At 66.6% G+C, this 19457-nt stretch carries 17 protein-coding genes; 5 read left to right on the top strand and 12 right to left on the bottom strand.

Annotated elements, in window-relative coordinates; all coding sequences use genetic code 11:
• Window positions 1–12: 12 nt before the first annotated feature.
• The 7 genes from HL666_RS17305 to HL666_RS17275 all read right to left on the bottom strand — a co-directional run bounded on the left by HL666_RS17305 (window position 13) and on the right by HL666_RS17275 (window position 10477).
• Window positions 13–1638, bottom strand: a complete 1626-nt coding sequence (locus HL666_RS17305; RefSeq protein ID WP_172182611.1) for a hypothetical protein — start codon at window positions 1636–1638, stop codon at window positions 13–15.
• An 11-nt stretch (window positions 1639–1649) separates the two neighbouring features.
• Window positions 1650–2456: a hypothetical protein gene (locus tag HL666_RS17300; protein WP_311975817.1), complete on the bottom strand. Its 807-nt coding sequence runs from the start codon at window positions 2454–2456 to the stop codon at window positions 1650–1652.
• Window positions 2457–2548: 92 nt separating this feature from the next.
• Window positions 2549–4420, bottom strand: a complete 1872-nt coding sequence (locus HL666_RS17295; protein WP_172115099.1) for a flagellin family protein — start codon at window positions 4418–4420, stop codon at window positions 2549–2551.
• A gap of 15 nt (window positions 4421–4435) precedes the next feature.
• A complete protein-coding gene (flgK, locus tag HL666_RS17290) occupies window positions 4436–6298 on the bottom strand; it encodes a flagellar hook-associated protein FlgK (protein ID WP_172133063.1) in 1863 nt (620 codons plus the stop codon).
• A gap of 43 nt (window positions 6299–6341) precedes the next feature.
• Window positions 6342–8147 (bottom strand): flagellar hook-basal body complex protein, encoded by a 1806-nt coding sequence (locus HL666_RS17285; protein ID WP_172182610.1) that lies wholly within the window; start codon window positions 8145–8147, stop codon window positions 6342–6344.
• Between the two features lie 298 nt (window positions 8148–8445).
• Window positions 8446–8949 carry a peptide-methionine (R)-S-oxide reductase MsrB gene (gene msrB / locus HL666_RS17280; RefSeq protein ID WP_172115093.1) on the bottom strand — a complete coding sequence of 168 codons (504 nt, stop codon included), beginning with the start codon at window positions 8947–8949 and terminating at the stop codon, window positions 8446–8448.
• Between the two features lie 94 nt (window positions 8950–9043).
• Entirely contained in the window at window positions 9044–10477 is a 1434-nt protein-coding gene (locus HL666_RS17275) for an NAD(P)/FAD-dependent oxidoreductase (RefSeq protein ID WP_172182608.1), read from the bottom strand.
• Between the two features lie 116 nt (window positions 10478–10593).
• Between HL666_RS17275 and HL666_RS17270 the strand changes: the two genes are divergently transcribed.
• Window positions 10594–11133, top strand: coding sequence for a SixA phosphatase family protein (locus HL666_RS17270; RefSeq protein WP_172115089.1), 540 nt, complete (start codon window positions 10594–10596; stop codon window positions 11131–11133).
• A gap of 52 nt (window positions 11134–11185) precedes the next feature.
• Complete coding sequence (locus HL666_RS17265; protein WP_009030219.1) at window positions 11186–11611, top strand: universal stress protein; 426 nt, start codon at window positions 11186–11188, stop codon at window positions 11609–11611.
• A 15-nt stretch (window positions 11612–11626) separates the two neighbouring features.
• Here the strand turns inward: HL666_RS17265 and HL666_RS17260 are convergent, their stop codons facing one another.
• The 3 genes from HL666_RS17260 to HL666_RS17250 form a co-directional block, all read right to left on the bottom strand.
• Window positions 11627–12283: a class I SAM-dependent DNA methyltransferase gene (locus tag HL666_RS17260; RefSeq protein ID WP_172182606.1), complete on the bottom strand. Its 657-nt coding sequence runs from the start codon at window positions 12281–12283 to the stop codon at window positions 11627–11629.
• Window positions 12284–12307: 24 nt separating this feature from the next.
• Entirely contained in the window at window positions 12308–12895 is a 588-nt protein-coding gene (locus HL666_RS17255) for a YdcF family protein (protein WP_172182818.1), read from the bottom strand.
• Between the two features lie 88 nt (window positions 12896–12983).
• The gene (locus HL666_RS17250) at window positions 12984–13568 is read right to left on the bottom strand and encodes a hypothetical protein (RefSeq protein ID WP_172115105.1); all 585 of its coding nucleotides are present in this window, start codon (window positions 13566–13568) and stop codon (window positions 12984–12986) included.
• A gap of 48 nt (window positions 13569–13616) precedes the next feature.
• Here HL666_RS17250 and HL666_RS17245 point away from each other — a divergent pair, with 48 nt between their 5' ends.
• Window positions 13617–14048: a hypothetical protein gene (locus HL666_RS17245; protein WP_172115082.1), complete on the top strand. Its 432-nt coding sequence runs from the start codon at window positions 13617–13619 to the stop codon at window positions 14046–14048.
• 74 nt (window positions 14049–14122) lie between these two features.
• Here the strand turns inward: HL666_RS17245 and HL666_RS17240 are convergent, their stop codons facing one another.
• Entirely contained in the window at window positions 14123–14629 is a 507-nt protein-coding gene (locus tag HL666_RS17240; RefSeq protein WP_172115079.1) for a YciE/YciF ferroxidase family protein, read from the bottom strand.
• Between the two features lie 366 nt (window positions 14630–14995).
• Here HL666_RS17240 and HL666_RS17235 point away from each other — a divergent pair, with 366 nt between their 5' ends.
• The gene (locus HL666_RS17235; protein ID WP_172115076.1) at window positions 14996–16087 is read left to right on the top strand and encodes a lysylphosphatidylglycerol synthase transmembrane domain-containing protein; all 1092 of its coding nucleotides are present in this window, start codon (window positions 14996–14998) and stop codon (window positions 16085–16087) included.
• Between the two features lie 92 nt (window positions 16088–16179).
• Entirely contained in the window at window positions 16180–18126 is a 1947-nt protein-coding gene (locus HL666_RS17230; protein ID WP_246741556.1) for an SGNH/GDSL hydrolase family protein, read from the top strand.
• 681 nt (window positions 18127–18807) lie between these two features.
• Here the strand turns inward: HL666_RS17230 and HL666_RS17225 are convergent.
• Window positions 18808–19416 carry a DUF2147 domain-containing protein gene (locus tag HL666_RS17225; RefSeq protein ID WP_172115073.1) on the bottom strand — a complete coding sequence of 203 codons (609 nt, stop codon included), beginning with the start codon at window positions 19414–19416 and terminating at the stop codon, window positions 18808–18810.
• Between the last annotated feature and the right edge of the window lie 41 nt (window positions 19417–19457).

Below are 19457 nucleotides of genomic sequence, written 5' to 3'. Positions count from 1 at the left end.
AAAGCGAGCAGATCAGTTGGCATGGTGGATGTCCCTGAGATCGCGGCTGCCCAGATCCGATACGAGCAGCTCCGTTTTGGCGACCACGTCGGCGATGCGGTCGATTTCGGCTTCGAGATTGACGCGCGCGGTGGTGACGTCGTCGCACCATGTCTCCGTCAGCTGGCGCGCGCCGATGCACAGGCGCAGCGCGGCCGCCGGCGCCTCGCCGGGCCGCTCGATACGGACGGGCTGACCAATCAGGCACTGACGCGCGGCAACGGCCGCCGTCCGACCGCTGAAGCGGCTGCCGAAATCGTATTGGAGGGCATGATAGACCGCGTGCGTCTCGCCGAGATCGAGCGGCCGCCCCTCGCGTTGAAGCGCGAACGGGAAGATCGTCGGACGGCCGAACTCGTCATTGTCCTCGTCGGCGCTCGCATAGGGAGCGAACGGGCGCAGCACCGGCGACAGCAGCAGCAGGCTTTCGATCGCCTCTCCGAGTTGCCGGATCGCCATCCGGCGGAATGCCGCAGGCACCGCCTGATAGGCCGCGATCTCCTCGAGCGCGGCTTCCCAGCGCAGCCATTGTCCGATGTTGGCGCGCGGCGCCGAGCGAGCCCGCAGATCGGTCCAGGCCAGCGGCCAATCGCTGCGATTGACGTAGTCGAACAATCCGGGCGCGACCGCGTGACCCTCGCCCAGAGCCGACGCCACGCGGCGCGGGACGAGCAGCGCGCCGCTGAAGGCCGGCCCGCCATAGAACTTGGAGCCCGACATCAGCACGAGATGGCCGCGGTCGAGATGCCAGCGCAGCCGGCCCGGGCCGAGCCGCATCTGGCAGGCGTCGACGACGATCTGGACCCGGCCCGGCCAGCGCCTGATCACCTCGTCCAGGCAAGCGAGTCCCGGCGCGCGCCAGCCGAGCTTGGAGGAGTCCATCACCTGCAGCAGGACGTTGCGGCCGCCGCGGACGATCGCCTCGACCGTGTCGAGCACGGCCGGAGCGATATCGCCGCGCGGCCGCATCGACGCGCCGTCGAGCAGCGGCAGGAACACCGCCTCGCTCGCGAGGCCGTGGATCGGCGCATCTCTGGTCACCGCAAGGCCGTTCGCCGTCCGCGTGCTGAAATGACATCCGCGAGCGCTCGCCGCCGTGCCGCTGCCGGTCTGATCGCTCGCGACGACGACATTGGTGACGTGCTCACCGAGCAGCGCGCGCACCAGCGCCAGCGCATGGAGCTGCGCGTCGGTGCCCGATGGCGAGAACACGATGTCGACATCGTCGGCAAGACGCAGATGACCGCGCAATTCGCAGCGCATCTCCTCGGTGCGGCGGTCGAGCGCCTCGTCGACGCCGAGCGAGATCGCCGCATGCATCAATCGTTCGCGTGCCAGCTCGACGCGCGCATAAGCACGCTCCGAGATCGGCGAGGCCGTGCTCGAGGCGAAGCACACCAGATCCGGCACGGGCGCTGGCGAGCAGCCGTAGGCGTTGCGGCCCCAGGGCCGATCGAGCGCCAGACGGGTGTCGCCGCCGTCGATCAGGAGATCGCCGAGCAAGGCGAAGAGATCGCGCAGCCCGGTCGCAGCGCGCTGCCCGCGCTGCTCGCTGCGGGACGAAGGAAGAAGCTCCGACCGGGTTGCCGCCGGGGTCATGGTGCGGATCGTCAGGCTGCGTCTGCCGCAGCAGCGGTGGGAACCGCCACCGCCGACGCAAACTGCGAGGCGACATTGCCGTGGAACACCGACGGACCGACATGATCCAGCCGACTATCGAGATCGGCCCAGATCTCGCCACCGAGATCGGTCCAACGCCTGCAGAAGGCGAAATCCTCGCTGAGATAGGTGCCCGTCTCCGGGTCGATCATGCATTCGAACAGCGCGAAGCGGTTCGGATTGCCGGCCAGCGCATCCTGCGAGTGCTCGCGGAAGAACTGCAGCGGAGCGTAGGCGGGATGCGCGATCATCGCCTCGATGACGCGGCGGCGGATCATCAGGAAGCCGGTGCCGGCATAGCGCACCCGCGTGAAGCCGTTGACCACCGCGACGTGGTCCGGATTGTCGATCTCCAGGACATAGTCGAGCGAGGCCGCCGGCACGTCCATGCGGTTGGCGTTGATGGCGCGCCGCGCCTTGTTCCAATTGACCTTCTTGACCGGATAGACGCCTGCGACCATGTCGCCGCCGGATTCGATCAGCCGGAACACCTGCTTCGGCGCGAAACCGATATCCGCATCGATGAACAGGAGATGCGTGGCGGAGGGATCGTTGAGGAACAGGGTGACGAGATTGGCCCTGGCGCGGGTGATCAGCGCATCGCCGTCGCGCATGTGGACGGTCAGGTCGACGTTCGACGTGGCGCGCAGCTCGCGCTGCAGGGCGAAGATCGAGCTTGCATAGATGCTCGACACTTGGCCGCCGAAACAGGGGGTGGCGATCACCAGGTGGATCCGCTCGTCGATCGGGTTACTCACGTCAGCCTCCAGAAAAAGAGGCTCTCGCCCCAGATCTGAACAAAAGCTAAAGAGACGTGGTTAACGAAAACCTAACCGCCGCCCCCGTTGCTTTACAGGAACTTCACCAGCGACAATTGCGACAGCATCGAGGTCGTCTGGTAGGACGCCTGAAGATTGGTCTGCAGCTGCAGGAGCTGGGCTGCCACCTCCTGCTGCGAGATGCCCTCGGTCTGGTCGACCAGTGCCTGCATCGCCGCCTTGGCCTGGGTCTGGCGGGCCGCGGCGTCCTTCATCGTGGTTTGCGCGTTGGCGAATTCGGTCTGGATGTCCGAGATCGACTGCTGGCCGATCCGCGCCGTCAGGTTGGCGGCAATGCGCTCGCTGAGCGCGCCGATCTGCTGCGGCGCGTTCGCGCCGGCCGGCGGCGTGTTGACGGCGGCGTAGACCGCAGTCTGCTGCACGAGGTTGCGGATCGCGAACTCGTTGCCCTGGGCGCCGAACTGAATGCTCTGCGCCGTGTCGATGCGGATCGTCGAGCTGGACCGCGCCGAGCCCGGGCCGCTGTTGCCGGTGTACCAGGCCACGGTGCTGGTCGAGCCGTTGACGAGGCTGGTCGCCGATCCCAGGGGCACGCCGGAGACCCGCAAAGGCGGCGTCGCGGCGGTGACGGTGCCCGAGAAGCCGAGCGCGGCGAAAGCACCCGCGTTCGAGCTCGAGACCGAGAAGCTCGCTGCATCGTCGGTGCGCAAGGTGATGGCTCCGCCGCTGACCGTGGAGGCCTTCGAGGTCCCGCTCAGCGCGTCGATCTTCGACAGCAGCGTCTGCACGCTGTCGCCGACGTTGATCTGGTTGTTGCCGTTGGCACCCGAGGCGACGAAGGTCAGCGTCTGCCCGTTCACGGTGATGGTGTCGCCGGCGGTGAAGTCGGTCGCGATCGAATCGGTGCCGGCGATGCCCGACAGCAGCGTCGCCCCGGTGATCGGCGCCGGCGTCCCCGCCTTGTTGTTGACCGCGGTGCCCGACACCGAGCTGGCGGTGTTGAAGAAGTTGTCGCCCGCGGTCACGGCGGAGGCTGCAACGAGCGAGGTGTTGGCCAAGGTCGTGAGCGCCGTATTCAGCGCCGCATTCAGGTTGGCCGAGGTCGCGGCGGGAGTCGCGCCGATCGCAAACGTGTTGGTGGGCGCCGGCGTCGTGGTCGACGCCGTCAGCTTGATCGATTCCGAGGTGCCGTCCGGGAGCTTGAAGACGAAGCTGATCTGGTCACCGGCGTTGGGATTGCCCGCGGTCAGGTCGACGGAGATCCCCGCCGGCGACCCGGACGGTCCGGTCACGGTCGCGTTGGTCAGCGACGAGGTCACCGAGCTCAGCTTGAAGCCGAATGGTGAGCCGGCGACGTCCTCCGCCAGCGTGATCGGCATGGTCGCCGACGCGGAGAGATTGAGGCGGCCGAGACCGTTGAGGCCGAGATCGGCCTGCTGCCGCTCGGCGATCACCTGCTTCAGCCCGGCCTGGGTGGCGGTCCCGTTCAGGATGTCGTCGGCCGAGGCGATCGCCGGCCGGTCGGTGGCGCTGCCGGAGAAGATGTAGCGATCGCCGACCTGGGTGTTGAGGATGCCGGTGATCGCCGACAGGTTGGACGACGCCGTCAGCTGCCCCGTGGTCTGACCGGTGCTGGTCAGGTTCTGCGGCGTGGCCGAGGCACCGCTCTGGACCTGGCTTGCGATCTTGGACAACGACTGCAACGAGGTGTTGACCGCCCCGATGACGGTGTTGACGTGCGTCATCGTCGTGGTGAAGCCGGCGATGTTCGACAGCTGCGCCCGCGCCGCGATCGCAAACCCCTCGTCCGGCCCCATGCCGGCATAGTTGTTCGCCTTGACGCCGCTCGACAGCTGCGTCGAGAGGTCCGCGAGCTGGTTGGAGATGTTCCGCACGGACAGACCGAGCAGAGAGGTTCCGTAGTTGATACTGCTGATCGACATCTTACTCGCGCCTCACTAGAAAGCCTGGATCAGACTCTGCATCATGCTTTGCACGACCGACATGATATGCGCGTTGGCCGCGTAGGTGTTCTGGACCTGGATCAGGTTGGACATCTCGCTGTCCATGTTGACCCCTGCGGTCGAGTTGAACTTTTCCTTCAGCGTGCTGACGACGACGCTCTGCCCCTGGCTGAGCTGAGTTGCCAGTGTCGAGGCGCTGCCCTGCTGGCTGACGAACTGCTGCAGATAGCCGGACACGGTGCCCTGGAACGGCTGCGCCGCCGAGCCGAGTCCGGTGGTCGGCGAATAGCTGAACGTCGCCGATGTCAGCTGCGCGAACAGGAAGTCCGGCCGTGTCGAGTCGCCCGCGGGGGTCTGCGGCGAGGTCGAATAGGTCGACAGCTTGGTGGCGTCGTTGAGCAGCGCCGGATTGACGTTGAGCCGCCCGGCGAGCCCGGTCATCTGCGAGCCGGTCGAGGTGATCGCGCCGGTGTACAACCCGCTGCCATCGGTGAACACTGGCAGCTGCGGGTTGCCGCTGGCAAGCGTCTGCACCGTCACTGTCGACGAGGCCGACTTCACCGTCGCCTGGCTGGTGCCGTCATCGGTGATGCGCAGCGTGGTGCCGGAGGGATTGGCGAACTGCAGATGCGCGCCGCCGAGCGCGCTGTTGAGCTGCGTCACCACCGAGGCCATGCCGAGCGAGAAATCGACGCCGACATAGGACGGGTTGGCGCCGGTGGCGTTCTGCAGCGGCAGCGCGGCGGGATCGTTGACGTTGACGATCTTGACCTGGCGCTGGACGTTGCTCGAATCCGTGTAGGTCAGGTTGATCGTGTTGCCGGCGAGCAGCCCCGTCGTCGAGACGTCGAAGCCGGCCGGAGGTCCTGCCACAGCCGTGCCGGCCGTGGTCTTGTCCGACAGCGCCGAGGCCATCGTCGCGGCGAGCTGGTCGACCTGGGTCTGCGCCTGCACCAGGGTCTGGTCGCGCAGCTTGAGGTCGGCCGCGATCTGGCCGGAGTTCAGCAGATTGTTGGCCACGACGTCGAGCGAGACGCCATTCGACAGCTTGATGTTGAGCTGCCCGACGCCGCTCTTGGTCGGATTGCTGTTGTAGAGCGAGGTGGCGTCGAGCGTGCCGGGCGAGGAGAAGGTGAACTCCGAGGTCAGCCCCGCGCCGACCAGCTGAATGCCGGAATTGGTGAACACGCTGACGCCGTTGGTCGAGTCCGACACCACGCGGATGTCGACATATTTCGACAGCGTGTCGATAGCATTGTCGCGCTGATCCTGCAGCGTCGCCGACAGCGGATCGGACGGGCTGAGACCCTGCAACTGGGTGTTCAAGGTGGCGATCTGCTTGATCGCCGCGTTGGCCTGCGTCGCCGAGTTGCCGATGTCCTGCTCGACATTGGTGCGCAGCGTCTGGATGCCCTTGGTGGTCGCGTTGAGCTGCTGCGCCAGCCCTTGCGCGGCCGACAGCGCCACCGCTTGCGCCGACTGGTTGCTCGGATTGTTCGATAGCGACTGCAGCGCCGTGGTGAAGTTGTTGAGCGCCGTCTCCATGGTGCCGCTGCCGCCGGGCGTGCCGTACACGCTCTGCAGCTGCGTCAGGATGTTGGCCATCTGGTTGGCATAGGTTCCGCCCGACGTCTCGGTGCGGAGCTGGTTCTGCACGAACAGATCGAGCTGGCGGTTGACGCCCGTCGTCATCACCGTCGAGCCGAAGCCGCCGCTGGCGATCTCGATCTGGTTCGGGTTCTGTACAACGTAGCCGGGCGTATTGGCGTTGGCGACGTTCGACGAGATGATCGAGAGCGCGGCCTGCGTCGAGCGCAGGCCGGACATCGCGGTGGCGAGGGCGGAACTCAAACCCATGTTCGTTTGCCTTGTGTCAATTCAACCGCCACGCGCTGCGCTGTTAGCGCAGCACGTTCAGAAGATCCTGCACCATCGAATTGGCCGTCGTGATCACCTTGGTGTTGGCGGAATAGGCCTGCTGGGTCACGATCAGCTTGGTGAACTCGTCGGCGATGTCGGTGTTCGAGCCTTCCAGCGAACCGCCCGAGATCTTGCCGGAGGCGCCGATGATGGCCTGCCCCGACTGGTCGGTCGCCTCATAGGCGCCGCCGTCGAGCGCCTTCAGATAGTTGGTGCCGTTGAAGTGCGACAGCGTCACCTGCGCCAGATTGATGGTCTGGCCGTTGGAGAAGGTGCCGGTGACGATGCCGCTGTTGTTGACGGCGACGGATTGCAGCTGGCCGGCGGCGAAGCCGTTCTGCGAGATCTGGTTGATCGTCGCGGAGCCGACGGTGCTGGCATATTGCGTCAGCGCGCCCGAGGAGATGTTGAGGCTGACGGTGCCGAGCGTGGTGCCGTCGACCACGACGTTGGGGATCGAGATGTTGGAGGAGGTCGGCGAGGTCAGCGAGCCGTCGGAGCCGAACACGAAATTGGTGCCGACGTTCTGCCAGGCCACCGTCGAGCCGGTCGCGTTGGAATCGGTCTGATAGAACAGGTTCCAGACGTCCTGATGGCCGGTGCCGAGCGTCGAGCTGTCGACCTTGCCCCAGCGCAGCTGCACGTTCACCGGCGTGCCCGCCGAGTTGTAGGTGGTGACCGCGCCGCCCGAGATCGTCTCGTTGTTGAAGTTGGTGAGGTCGTTGCCGATCACGATGCCGGTGCCGGCGCTCGCCGTTCGCGTCAAGGCCACCGGCGACGTCAGGCCAAGCGCCGCGAAGCCGCCCGCGGCGCTGCTCAGGCTCCAGTCCTCGCCGCTGCCCGAATGCAGGGTGATCTTGCCGGCGGTGATGGTCGGCGACACACCCGTCACCGCGGCGATCTTGGCCAGCAGCGTGCCGACGGAATCGCCGACATTGATCTGGTTGCCCGAGGCGCCGGAGGCGACGAAGGTGAAGGTGACGACGTCGCCTGCGCTGCCGGTCAGGGTGATGGTGTCGCCGGCCGCAAAGTCGGTGGTGATCGAGTCGGTGGCCGCGCCGCCGGACAGCAGGGTCGATGTGGTGATGCCCACCGCGTTCTTGTTGTTGGCCGTGGCGCCGGTGACCGTGGCGTCGGCATAGAAATTTGTGCCGACCGGCAGCGGCACGTTGGAGAGATCGGCCGAGTTGAGGCCGCCGGCCGCGACCAGCGTGCCGGTCGCCGCATTGCCGCTGGCGCCGGTCTTCGGCTGCGTCGGCAGGTTGGCGGCGTACTGGATCGCCGTGGTCGCCTGCGCCGGCACGAAATTGTTGGCGAACTGCAGCACCGTCGGCACGTTGCCGGTGGCGTTGCCGGTCTTGGCGTCGACCGCGACGCCCATCAAATAATAGCCGGCGCCGTTGATCAGATTGCCGTTGGCGTTGAGCTGGAAGTCGCCGCGACGGGTGTAGTTGGTGACGCCGGTGAAGACCGGCACGTTGTCGACCACCGACGAGGCTTTCTGCACGTTGAAAAAGCCGTCGCCGTTGATCGCCATGTTGGTGGCGACCGAGGACGTCGAGACCGTGCCCTGGGTGGTGATGGTCGCCTTGGCGAAGGCGGTGACGCCGCCGGCGTTCTGCCGGGTCGGGTTGGTGGCGTTGGGGATGAGGTCTTCGAAGCTGGTGCCGATGCCCTTGTAGCCGACGGTCGAGGCGTTCGCGATGTTGCCGGAAATGTTCTGCAGCGCGAATGATTGAGCGGACAGGCCGCTCACCGAGGTGTTCATCGCGTCGAAGATACCCATACCATTCTCTCCACATTGACCCGGCGGCCGGTCCGCCCATGGCCGCGTTTTCGTGGAGAGCATCGCAATCGCTGTGCCAGATGGCATTTCGCTGCGAAATCAGCGAGTTGGGAAATAACAACGTCAAAAAAGCGGCGTCGAAAGTGGTGAACAATTGCCGAGCCGGCAGTTCTTGCCGGGCCGGACGCGCACCATCGCGCTCCGGCTCGGCTGCTGCTCACAGGTGCCGGCGCGTCCTCGAAGACCCGCTTTTCAGGTCTTCAACGGTCGCCGTCGACAATCCAGGCGGAGAATCTTCTCAGGTCGAGGACGGGTTGGCCGGATGGAACACCAGCGACAGGCCGTCCATGCAATAGCGCAGGCCGGTCGGCTTGGGGCCATCGTCGAACACGTGGCCGAGATGGCCGCCGCAACGGCGGCAATGCACCTCGGTGCGGACCATGCCGTAGGTCTTGTCCTGCCGGGTGCCGACCGCATTGTCGAGCGGCTTGAAGAAGCTCGGCCAGCCGGTGCCGCTGTCGAACTTGGTATCCGAGGAGAACAGCGGCAGGTCGCAACCGGCGCAGGCGAACGTGCCCTTGCGGTGCTCCTTCAAAAGCGGGCTGGTCCAGGGCCGCTCGGTGCCTTCTTTCCGCAGGATGTCGAACTGCTCCGGCGTCAGCTGGGCGCGCCACTCGGCCTCGGTCTTCTCGATCTCGAACTTCTCGGCGGCGCGCGCCGGCTCCGAGCCGCCGAACCAGCGCAGGGCGGCGAAGCCGAACAATCCGGCAGCGGTGGTGAACATCATGCGGCGGTCGATCATGGTTGTCTCCGTACGGCGGCTTGTTACCGGATCTACGGACGAGATCCCGCGAAGTTACGTCGGCTGCGGGTCCGAGGCCTCACTTTCTTGCGAGCTATCCGCCCTCCCCGGCGTCCGGACGGCGGGTCAGGTCGGACGGCTGCGGCCGCAGTGGCAGGCGCGAGCCCGGGCGCTGCGCCGCCTGGCGGCGCGCCTCGGCGGCCCTGATCTCACGGATGCGCTCCTGCGCCCGGGCCCGCTCGCGGTGCCGTGCCAGGGTACCTGCAGCCGCGGCGCGGCCTCGGACCCAGAGATTGACGACGTGGCCGGCGACCCGGCCGCTGACGCCGCCGGCCCAGACCAGCTCGAACGGCGAGAACAATTTCCAGCGGTCGTCGCCGGCGAGGATGCCTTGCGCGATCAGCTGACCGGCCATCGCGGAGGTGTTCATCCCCTGCCGGCCGAAACCGCTCGCCACCCACAGGCCTTTGCGGAGCTGGCCGATCTGGGGCATGCCGTGCACCGTCTGGCCGGTCACACCGCCGAAGGTCTCCGCAATCTCGACGCGGCCGAGTTGCGGAAACACGGTGCGGATCCGGCGCTGCAGCGCCGAGGCGAACCCGCTGGGACGCGCGTCCCAGGTCGTCTCCGGGCTCGCCCACATCAGCCGGTCTCCGTCCACGACGCGGAAATGGTCGATGCCGTCGGTGTCGTGGACCGAGCCCTTGAAGGCGATCGCCTCGGCGAGCGCCTCGCCGAGCGGCGCGGTGACGCCGCCATAGCGCCACACCGGCAGCAGCGTATCCGACAGCTTCTGCAAAGGCGCGCCCAGATGGATGTTGCCGGCGAGCACGATGTGGGAGGCCCGCATCCGCGCCGACGGCGTCACGATGCGCTTGCGCACGCCGGACGCATCGATGCTGACCACGGGCGTGTCCTCGAAGATCCGCGCCCCGGCCTTGTGCGCCAGCCGCGCCAGCGCGTGGACATACTTCCGGCCGTCGAGCTGGAACGCCCGGGGGTAATGGACGCCATGAAAATAGCGGCTGGTCTTGAGCTCGCTCCTGACGCGCTCGACCTGCCAGCCCTCGACCTCGGTGGCGAAATCCTCGTGCAGCATCTGCAGGCGGCGGATCAGCGCATCGCCGGCGTCGACGTTGGAGACCTCGAGCGCGCCCTCGCTGAGACCGATGCCGGGCATCGCGGTCTCCGTGGCCTGGGCCCGGATGAACTCAGCGCCCGACCAGGACAGCGCCCACAGCGCGCGCGCATGCTCCAGGCCGACGCGCTCGATCAGGTCGGGGAGCGGCAGGTCGAATCCGGGCAGCACCGTGCCGAGCATGTGGCCGGAGGCGTTCCATCCGACCTGGCGGCCTTCCAACACCGCGACGCTGGCGCCCTGCCGCGCCGCGCACAGCGCCGTCGTCAGCCCCGCCAGGCCCGCCCCGACCACGCAGACATCGACGTCGAGGTCGAAGTTCAGCCGGGTCCGGGTGATCGCACCTGCGGCATCCGCGTCATCGATCGCGCTTGTGAAAGTCTCGCTCATGGCGTTTTCTTAGCGAACCCTACGCCGGTCTGTCACCTGACGTCATGCCGCTTTTAGTGGCGATAAAGAGACGTGATACAGGCTGAGACACCCTGACCGATTCGAGACCGGATTCCATGCGCCGATTGATGCTGCTGCGCCACGCCAAGACCGAGACTGACGCGCCCTCGGGCCGTGACCAGGACCGCCGTCTCGACGAGCGCGGGCACCAGGATGCCGCCATGATCGGCGACTTCATCGCCGGCCATCCGCTCGCGCCGGAGCTGGTGCTGGTGTCCACGGCGGTGCGGGCACAGCAGACCTGGGAGCTCGCGCTGGAGGCGATGAAGGATCGCGTCGTCTCTCCGCAGGTCGAGTCCGTGCCGGAGCTCTACGGCGCCGAGCCGATGCAGATCCTGCATCAGATCCGCCTCGCAGCGGCGTTCGATCCGAAGCAGCTGCTGGTGGTCGGCCACAATCCCGGCCTGCACGAGCTGGCGCTGGCGCTGACCGGCCAGGGTGATCCCGAGGCGCGCCAGGAGCTGATGCGCAACATGCCGACCTCCGGCCTCGCCATCTTCGACTTCGACACCGACGATTGGGGGGATGTGAGCTTCGCGCGCGGCAACCTGCTGATGTTCATCACGCCGAAGCTGCTCAAGCAGGGCTCCGATTGACAGGCCGCGGTGGCGGAGCGCGTAATGGTCGCGCCAAGTGAAGGAGGCCGCGATGTTCAAATCGATTCTGGTTCCCATCGATCTGGCCGATACCGACCTTGCCAAGCCGGCGATTGCGACCGCCGCCACGCTGGCGGAGACATGGCAGGGCACGGTGCATCTCCTCAACGTGATGCCGATGACCCCGGTGATGCTCGCCGAATACGTCCCCGCCGATTTCGACGCCCAGCAGCGCGAGACCGCCGAGGAAGCGCTGTCGATCGTGGCCCGCGAATCCGGCATTCCGGCCGAGCGCATCAGCTACACGGTGCGCCAGGGCGGCATCTATCACGAGATCCTCGAGGAGGCCGCCAAGGTGCAGGCCGACCTGATCGTCATGACCTCGCATCGCCCGGCGATGCGTACCTACTTCCTCGGCAGCAACGCGGGGCATGTGGTGCGTTATGCGAAATGCTCGGTGCTGGTGGTGAGGCCGTAGCAGCGATCGAGCACATCACCACTGTGCTTGGGCGTCAGAGCGACGCTGGTCACCTCCGTGCGCCGGCGCGAGCCGCCGGGCGAGCCAGAAGCTCCGCCCGCCTGTTGAAGGATCGCCCGTCTCATGCGTGATCAACGCGAAACCGCCGTCGAGCAACAACGCCTCGTATTCCGACGGATCCAGGCTCGCGTGATACAGCGGATCGCCGCGATATGATCCCATCGCTTCGCCGTGCGCGGGACCCGCATTGAACATCAGAACGCCGTCCGGCGCCGTGCAGGCCGCGAAGATCGGAAACATGCGTCGCTGATCATCGTGCGCGAGATGAAAGAAGCTGTCCCATGCCAGCACGCCGTCGAACCGCCGGTCTGAGGTGAACGAGCGCATGTCAGCGACGATCCACGCCTGCCCTGGCATCCGCGTTCGGCACAGGCTGATCATGGTCGGAGAGCTGTCGACGCCGGTGACCGAAAACCCCTGCGCCACGATGTGCGCTGCGACCGGCACGCCACCTCCGCAACCGAAATCGAGCACGGTCGCCCCCGGTCTGAGGAGGGCGACAAAGCGGTCTATGGCAGGTCTATCGGTCCACGCCGCTGCGCGGCGGTCGGCGTCCCACGACAACGCATGGGTCTCATAGTGAGCGACGATGCGATGAGCTGCTTCGGTCATGGAAATGTCCTGATACAGGCGTTGCTACGGCCACTCGGCAATGAAGCCCCTCTCCTTGTACGGCTCGATCTTGTCCCACTCGCTCAGCACGCGGCGGCGGAATTCCGGATGGGTGTGCCAGAGATCGCGCGGCACGCCGAAGCCGTCCACGGTCAGCAGCATCTTCTCGACCTGCGGCCAGTGCCGCTGCATGGTCATTGCATAACGCCGCGCGGTCCAGCTGTTGCCGAGGCAGATGACGGTCCTGACATTGGCGAGGCCGAGCGTGGCCTCGATCACCGGCAGCGAGAACATGACGTTCTCGCCGGTGTTCATCGCGCGATGCTCTTCGAGGATGAGGTCCGCCGGTACGCCGCGCTTCGCCATGGCGGCCTTGATCAGCGTACACTCGGACAGCTTGGCGCCCGGCGTGATCCCGCCGCTGACGACGGCGTGGCGGAAATAGCCCTGCTCCCAGAGGCTGGCTGCCGTCTCGGCGCGCAATTCCTCCTCGACGCGGGTGCCGAACACGAACAGGAGATCAGCGGAGCGCAGCGGCGTGTCGGCGAAATGCTGCGCGTTGATGGCGGCAATCTCACTGGCATTGGGCAAGCGCAGCGCGCGATCCTGCATCATGCGTCTCCGGGAGCGGCAGCGCATCCTCGCATGACCGGCCGCTGTGGCACGGTCACTTTCCAACACCGACGATGACGCCGCGTGATCAGGGCAGCAGCGCCCGCGGAATGTCGGCGAAGCTGTAGGTCTGCGGCTTGTTGCGGATCACGAAGCCGCCGACCTGCCAGGCGAACAGCGCGGCGAAGCCGATCAGGAACAGCGCTCCCGACCATTCGGCGATGGCGAGCGCGCGCACCAGAAGCGCGGCCATGGCTGCAGTCAACACCGCCATCACCATCATCGACGCGGTATAGACGGTACGGCCAAGGCCGCCGGTCAGCCGCGCCGTGCTGCCTGCGGCCGCGAGCCGCGCATGCAAGGCAAGGATGAAGGTCCTGTAGGCCTCGCTCTGCGGCACCATCAGGGTCACGGTCTGCCAGGTGGTCGAGATGAGGTTCAGCCGCCGGCCGTCACGATGCGTGATCTCGGCGCGGAAGCGCTTGGCCTGCATCGACACCGGCCGGTAGGACAGCCGGATCGCGGCGATGTCGGCATAAGGCCATACCCCGGCGTGGCCGGCGAACCGCCACGACAGGCCCTGCTCGGTCAGCTCGAACTCCTGGGCGGAGCCGATCAGAGACGCCTTGTAGGCGTAGCCGATCGGCGCATCGGATGGTGTCGGTACGGAAATGGGGCGGTCCTGTTGCGTGGGTCAGGCGCCTTATCCTACAAACGAACGATGAGCGAAACGATCCATTTTCCGCGCCACCTGATCCTGGCCGGCGCGATGGCCGCAGGCGTGCTGCTGGCGCTGGCCGTGCACATGCTCGGCGCCCGCTACGGGCTCGATCTCGGCGGCCTGTGGCAGAGCGATGGTGCCTTCATGCCGGCCGGCTCGGCGATCGCCTGGTGGCTGATCGCGACCGTCGGTTTCTCGAGCGGCTATTTCATCGCCAACATCATGCACAGCGCGGTGTCTGGCGAGATCCCGCAGCGTGCACGCAACTTCCTCGTCGTGGTCGGGGTGCTGATGCTGGCCGGCATCGGCCAGGCGATCTCCGGACCGAGCCCGGTGCCGTCGGCCTCCGGTGTGCTGGCGGGTCTTGCCGCGCTCTGCCTCGGCGCCCTGATGGCGTTCTGCGGCGCCAATTTCGCCCTGCGCAAGAGCTGATCACCCCATCCGAAATGACGACGCCGCGCGGTGCTTCCGCGCGGCGTTTTGCCTCATCAAGTCGTGCGGCGCGATCAGCTGGCCGCACGCAAATTGACGGTGGTCTCGGCGAGCTTGGTGAGCTTCATGTCGGTCGCCTTCTCCTCGTCGAGCGTCTTCTGCAGCACGGCCGCGCAATCACTGCGGCCGAGCTGCTTGGCCCAGGCGATCAGGCTGCCATAGCGGGTGATCTCGTAGTGCTCGGCCGCCTGCCCGGCATTGATCAAGGCGGCGTCGAGCACGGTCTTGTCGGCCACCTCGCCGGCGACCTCCTCGGCCTCCTCGATGATGCCGTCGATCGCCGGGCAGTCGACTGCCTTCGGCGCGATGCCGTGCATCTCGAACACCTGCTCGAGCCGCTTTACATGCGTCCGCGTCTCGTCGAGATGCGTGAGGAAGCCCTGCTTGAGCTGCTGATCGGTCGCCTTGTCGGCCATCTTGGGCAGCGCTTTGATCAGCTGGTTCTCGGCGTAATAGATGTCCTGCAGCTGATGAACGAACAGGTCGTTCATCGTCTTGATGTCCTTGGTGAAGAGTCCCATTTGCCACTTGTCCTCTTGGTTCGGAACATGGCTTGCCTTCCCCGACCGATCGTGGCCATGTTCGCTACCCCCGCGGGCGGCTAACCGGGTGACGCGTCCGTTGTTCCGGCCCGCGGCGACACGACCGCCGGAACCTCGCGACGTGAACTTTCCTGGCGGGTAACCAATGGGACCGAACTAAGGCGGCCCAGCTATGTGACTGGAGTGTGACAGACCCGCGGATCGACGCCGGGGCTGCGCTGTGTCAAGGACTGCACAAAGCGTGCGTTTTAGCTTAAGGAACAGGCTGTCACGGATTGCCCGCCCTCATCGTTCAATGGTTTTGTCCCGTCTCCAAGATCTAGTGCCGCCCCGCCGGGAGGATGAATGCAGCGCCTGCTGACCACGCTCTCGCGTGGCTTCAAGAAATGGATCGGCTGGAAGCGGCTGGGGATTGCAGCGAGCCTTGCGATCATCGCCTTCGCGATCACCACGCTCGTGCGCACCCTGAAGGGCGTCGACGGCAGCGTCATCCTGACGGCGCTGACCGAGATCCCGCCCGGTCACATCGCGCTCGCCGCCTTGTGTGTGGTCGGCGCGTTCTGCACGCTGACGTTCTATGACTATTTTGCGCTGCGAACGATTGGCAAGAAACACGTGCCTTATCGCATCGCGGCGATGAGCGCCTTCACCAGCTATTCGATCGGCCACAACATCGGCGCCACCGTGTTCACCGGCGGTGCCATCCGCTTCCGGATCTATTCGGATTACGGCCTGTCGGCGATCGACGTCGCCAAGATCTGCTTCCTGTCGGGTCTGACCTTCTGGCTCGGCAACCTGTTCGTGCTGGGCATCGGCATGACCTTGCATCCGGCCGCCGCCACATCGATGGACCAGCTGCCGCCGGCGGTGAACCAGCTGATCGCGATCGGCATCCTCGGCGCGATCTTCGCCTATCTCGGCTGGCTGACCGCCGGCAAGAACCGCCGCCAGCTCGGCCAGAACGGCTGGAAGGTGGTGCTGCCCTCCGCCCAGCTGACACTGGTGCAGATCCTGATCGGCGTCGTCGATCTCGGCTTCTGTGCGCTCGCGATGTACCTGCTCGTCCCGGCCAACCCGCCGATCGACTTCCTCTCGCTGTCGGTGGTGTTCATCCTCGCGACCCTGCTCGGCTTCGCCAGCCACGCACCCGGCAGCATCGGCGTGTTCGATGCCGCGATGCTGGTGGCGCTGCCGCAGTTCGGACGCGAGCAACTGCTCGCCACCCTGCTGGTCTTCCGCGTCCTGTATTTCGTGATCCCGTTCGCCATCGCGATCTCGATCATGGGGGTCCGGGAACTCTGGCTCAACGTCGTCAAGCCATGGCAGGAGCGGCGCCGGCTGCAAGCGGCCGTCTCGGACGAGATCGCCGCCAAGCGCGCCGCCGCGACGGCGACCGCCCCGGTTCCGCAACGGATCAAGCGCCACTCGCAAGGTTGACTCGGCGCTTCCAACGACCGTTTGTGATGGCGCGGTTGACGTTGCCAGCCGCCCTCTTATTTCCGCCCCATCGCTCACGTGAATCCTGGCGCATGACCCGATTTCTCTCTCGACCGATGCTCGCCGCCTGCGTCCTGGGCGGCCTGCTTGCGCCTCTCGCCGCGACCGAGGCCGCCGCTCAGCTGGACGCAGCACCGCTGCAGATCAGCTGGGAGGTCCGCAACCGCTTCCGCCTGTTCCGCGAGGAGCGCGACTTCCTGCTCCACGTCGAGAGCACGCGCGACCGCTCCATCCTTTCCGCCGAGCAGGGACTGAGCATCCAGAGCGACGGCCGCGGCTGGGCGCGCAACGTCGTCAACCGGCTGTGCATCGACCTCGCAGGCCGCGTCAACGAGCCGTGCACACGTGACAACGTCAAGGAAAGCTATCTGACGCCGATCGACCATCCGGTCACGGTGCGCCTGACCGGCCCGGTGCCGGTCGGCGCCACCTGCGCGTGGTCGTTCGACGACGGCGATGGGCCGCAGACCTCGACCTTCGACTGCGCCGAGCCGGTCAATCTGCGCGTCCGCTATGGCAGGCAGACCGTCGCATCCGTCGACGTCACCAGCCCGGAAGGCACGCGGCAGGTCTCGACCGGGATCCAGGTGCGCGACGTCTTCATCGCCGGGCTCGGCGACAGCATCGCCTCCGGCGAGGGCAATCCGGACCGTCCGATCGCGCTGGCCGACGAAGGCTTCTGCTTCCGCTCCTATCTCGGCGGTCCGTCCGCGCAATATTATCGGCCGAGCCGCGCCGGCTTCAAGGGTGGCCGCGCCTGCGAGGCGCCGGACACCCTGCAGAACTGGCAGAAGCACAGCGCGGTCTGGTTCAATGCCGCCTGCCACCGCTCGCTGTACAGCTACCAGACCCGCACCGCGCTGGCGCTTGCGGTGCGCTACCCGCACGTCGCCGTCACCTATCTGCCGCTCGCCTGCACCGGCGCCACCATCGCCGACGGCCTGTTCGGCAGCCAGCGCGCGCGCGAATGCCTTCCCGGCCGCTCGGTGGCGACCTGCGCCGGCGGCGTCAACGGCCAGCTCGGCGAGCTGCGCGATGCGTTGACCGCGGCCAAACGCCGCCAGCCGGACCGCAAGCTCGATCTGGTGCTGCTGTCGATCGGCGCCAACGACATCAACTTCTCCGGTCTCGTCGCCGACGTCATCGTCGATACGCCCACCGAGCGCACGCTGTTCAAGCGCTCCGGCGTGATCGGCTCGGTCGAGGAATCGCGCAGCGAGCTGGCGCGCGACCTGCCGCAGGGCTTTGCCAAGCTGCGCGAGGCGCTCAAGCCGCTGGTCGGCGACCTCTCGCACGTCGTCTACACCTCCTATGGCAACCCGGCGCTGAGCGGCCCGGGCACGCCCTGTCGCGGCGGTCCGGCCGGCTTCGAGGTTCATCCCTCCTTCAACGCCAATCCGCAGCGGCTCGCCAACGTGGCCGGCTTCGTCGAGAACGAATTCCTGCCGACGTTGCGCGGACTCGCGCAGTGCACCGCCGGCATCCTCTGCCGCGACCCGCGTGCCGACCGGATGACCTTCGTCGATGCGCATCAGGCCGCGTTCGCCGATCATGGCTTCTGCGCCCGCTCGCCGCAGGATCCGCCGTTCGACCGCGAATGCTTCTCCGCCAATGGCGAGAGCTTCGACTCGAACATCGTCAGCGCCGCCAACGAGCCGCTGCTGTGCGGCCGCGGCGCCAGCGAGTATCGTCCCTATCTGCCGCGCGCGCGCTGGATCCGCGACGCCAATGACAGCTACTTCTCGGCCATGACCTATCCGCAGGGGCTGCCGGCGGCGATGCAGCCTGCCGACATCCACGATGCGAGCTGGGGCGTGCTGTCCGCGGTCTATGGCGGCGCCGTGCACCCGACCGCGGAAGGCCACGCGGCGATGGCCGATGCGGCGTTTCCGGCCGCCGCACAGGTGCTCAACCTCGATGCGGTCGAAGCCAACGTGACCATCCAGCCGCTGCCTCCGGCAGGCGTGGTCAGGCAGTAGCGCGCCGGTCGGACCGGCATCTCGTCGCTGATGTCAGCGAGTCGCCCGTCGGGCGCGATTTCGCCACCGCGGATCGAACTAACAGACCGTCGCGCACCCTGATCAGGCTGCGACGGGCTGCGCCAGGACATTAAATTCGCGTGCGGTCTCAGACAGATCACCATTGTCCAGTCCCGCCGGACGAAAGAATTTCATTTCTCTTTTCCAGAAACCATGCTCTCTTGGCGCATCCCGTGCTCATGAGAGGGGCGGTTCGCGGTCGTCACGAGCGTAGAGCGTGGGATGCGGTGGGCGCCGCCGGTCGCAGCGTGATCCCGATCACGTCGACGAACGAGCGGTGGCGCACGGTGAAGTCGTATGGTCCTGGCATCCCGACGCTGGTGCCAAGCGGGTGGCGATGATCCGCCCGTGACGGGGGCAAGACAGCCCGGTCCCCGGGGAGAGTACGTATAAGCCGTCAAGCCATCGTGCAGGGAATGCCGGTTGAACCGGCTTTGCCTGTGGTTCCTGCCGCCTGCATTTTTTCAGCAGGCGGGCCATGGGTGAGGCCCTCACCCGGCATTCCCTGCGCCCTCTCACTTCGGAGGGCCGAACTCAGCCTTCGCAACTCGGACGCCTGCGTCGCGAGATCGCGACAGCATGTCCATCGCGAGCGGAGATGAAATGCGGGCCAGCCGCAAACTACTTCGCCGGCGCCGGCTTCTTCATCATCGGCGGTGCCTGCTTCGATCCTGGCGCGGTCGCCGTCGTCGCCTGGGCCGGGAGATACTTCGCGAGGATCGCGGGATCGATCTGCGCCATGTTGGTGTCCGGCAGACGCGTCCAGGTCTCGTCCTTGCCGAGCAGCGAGAAACCGAGATAGCCGCGCAAGGTCAGCGACTGGCCGTCCGGGCTGACCTTCATGTTGGCCTTCCAGATGTTACCGTCGCGCGGATTGAGAACATTGCCGCCTTCGTATTTCAAACCTTCGCGCTTCATGTCGCGCACGAAGGAGATACCGAGCACCGGCGCATTCTTGCGGTCGTCGGTGCACTTGGCGCAGACCTCGTTCGGATTGTCGCCGGGGCGCGGAAACGTCTTGGCGATCACGCCTTCGAACACGCCGTCGTGGTCGATGAAGAGAAACCAGCCGACGGGCCTGCCATCCTCGACCTTCTGCCACAGCCCGGCCGCGGTCGGCTCCGCCGCGAGCGCCGGCCGCGTCAGCAGCGCACCGGCAATGACGAGCGCGCCGACCGCGAGCGTCGTTACGCCAGGCACCAGCCGAAGTCGGGGAAACGCATTGCGCATCATCATCTCACCTTGACCAAGTCACAAAATGAATGGCCGCA

It is taken from the genome of Bradyrhizobium aeschynomenes, assembly GCF_013178945.1.
GTDB classification, from domain to species: domain Bacteria; phylum Pseudomonadota; class Alphaproteobacteria; order Rhizobiales; family Xanthobacteraceae; genus Bradyrhizobium; species Bradyrhizobium aeschynomenes.
Note: the sequence above shows the minus strand (reverse complement) of the source record. Positions and strands in the feature narration are given on the sequence as shown.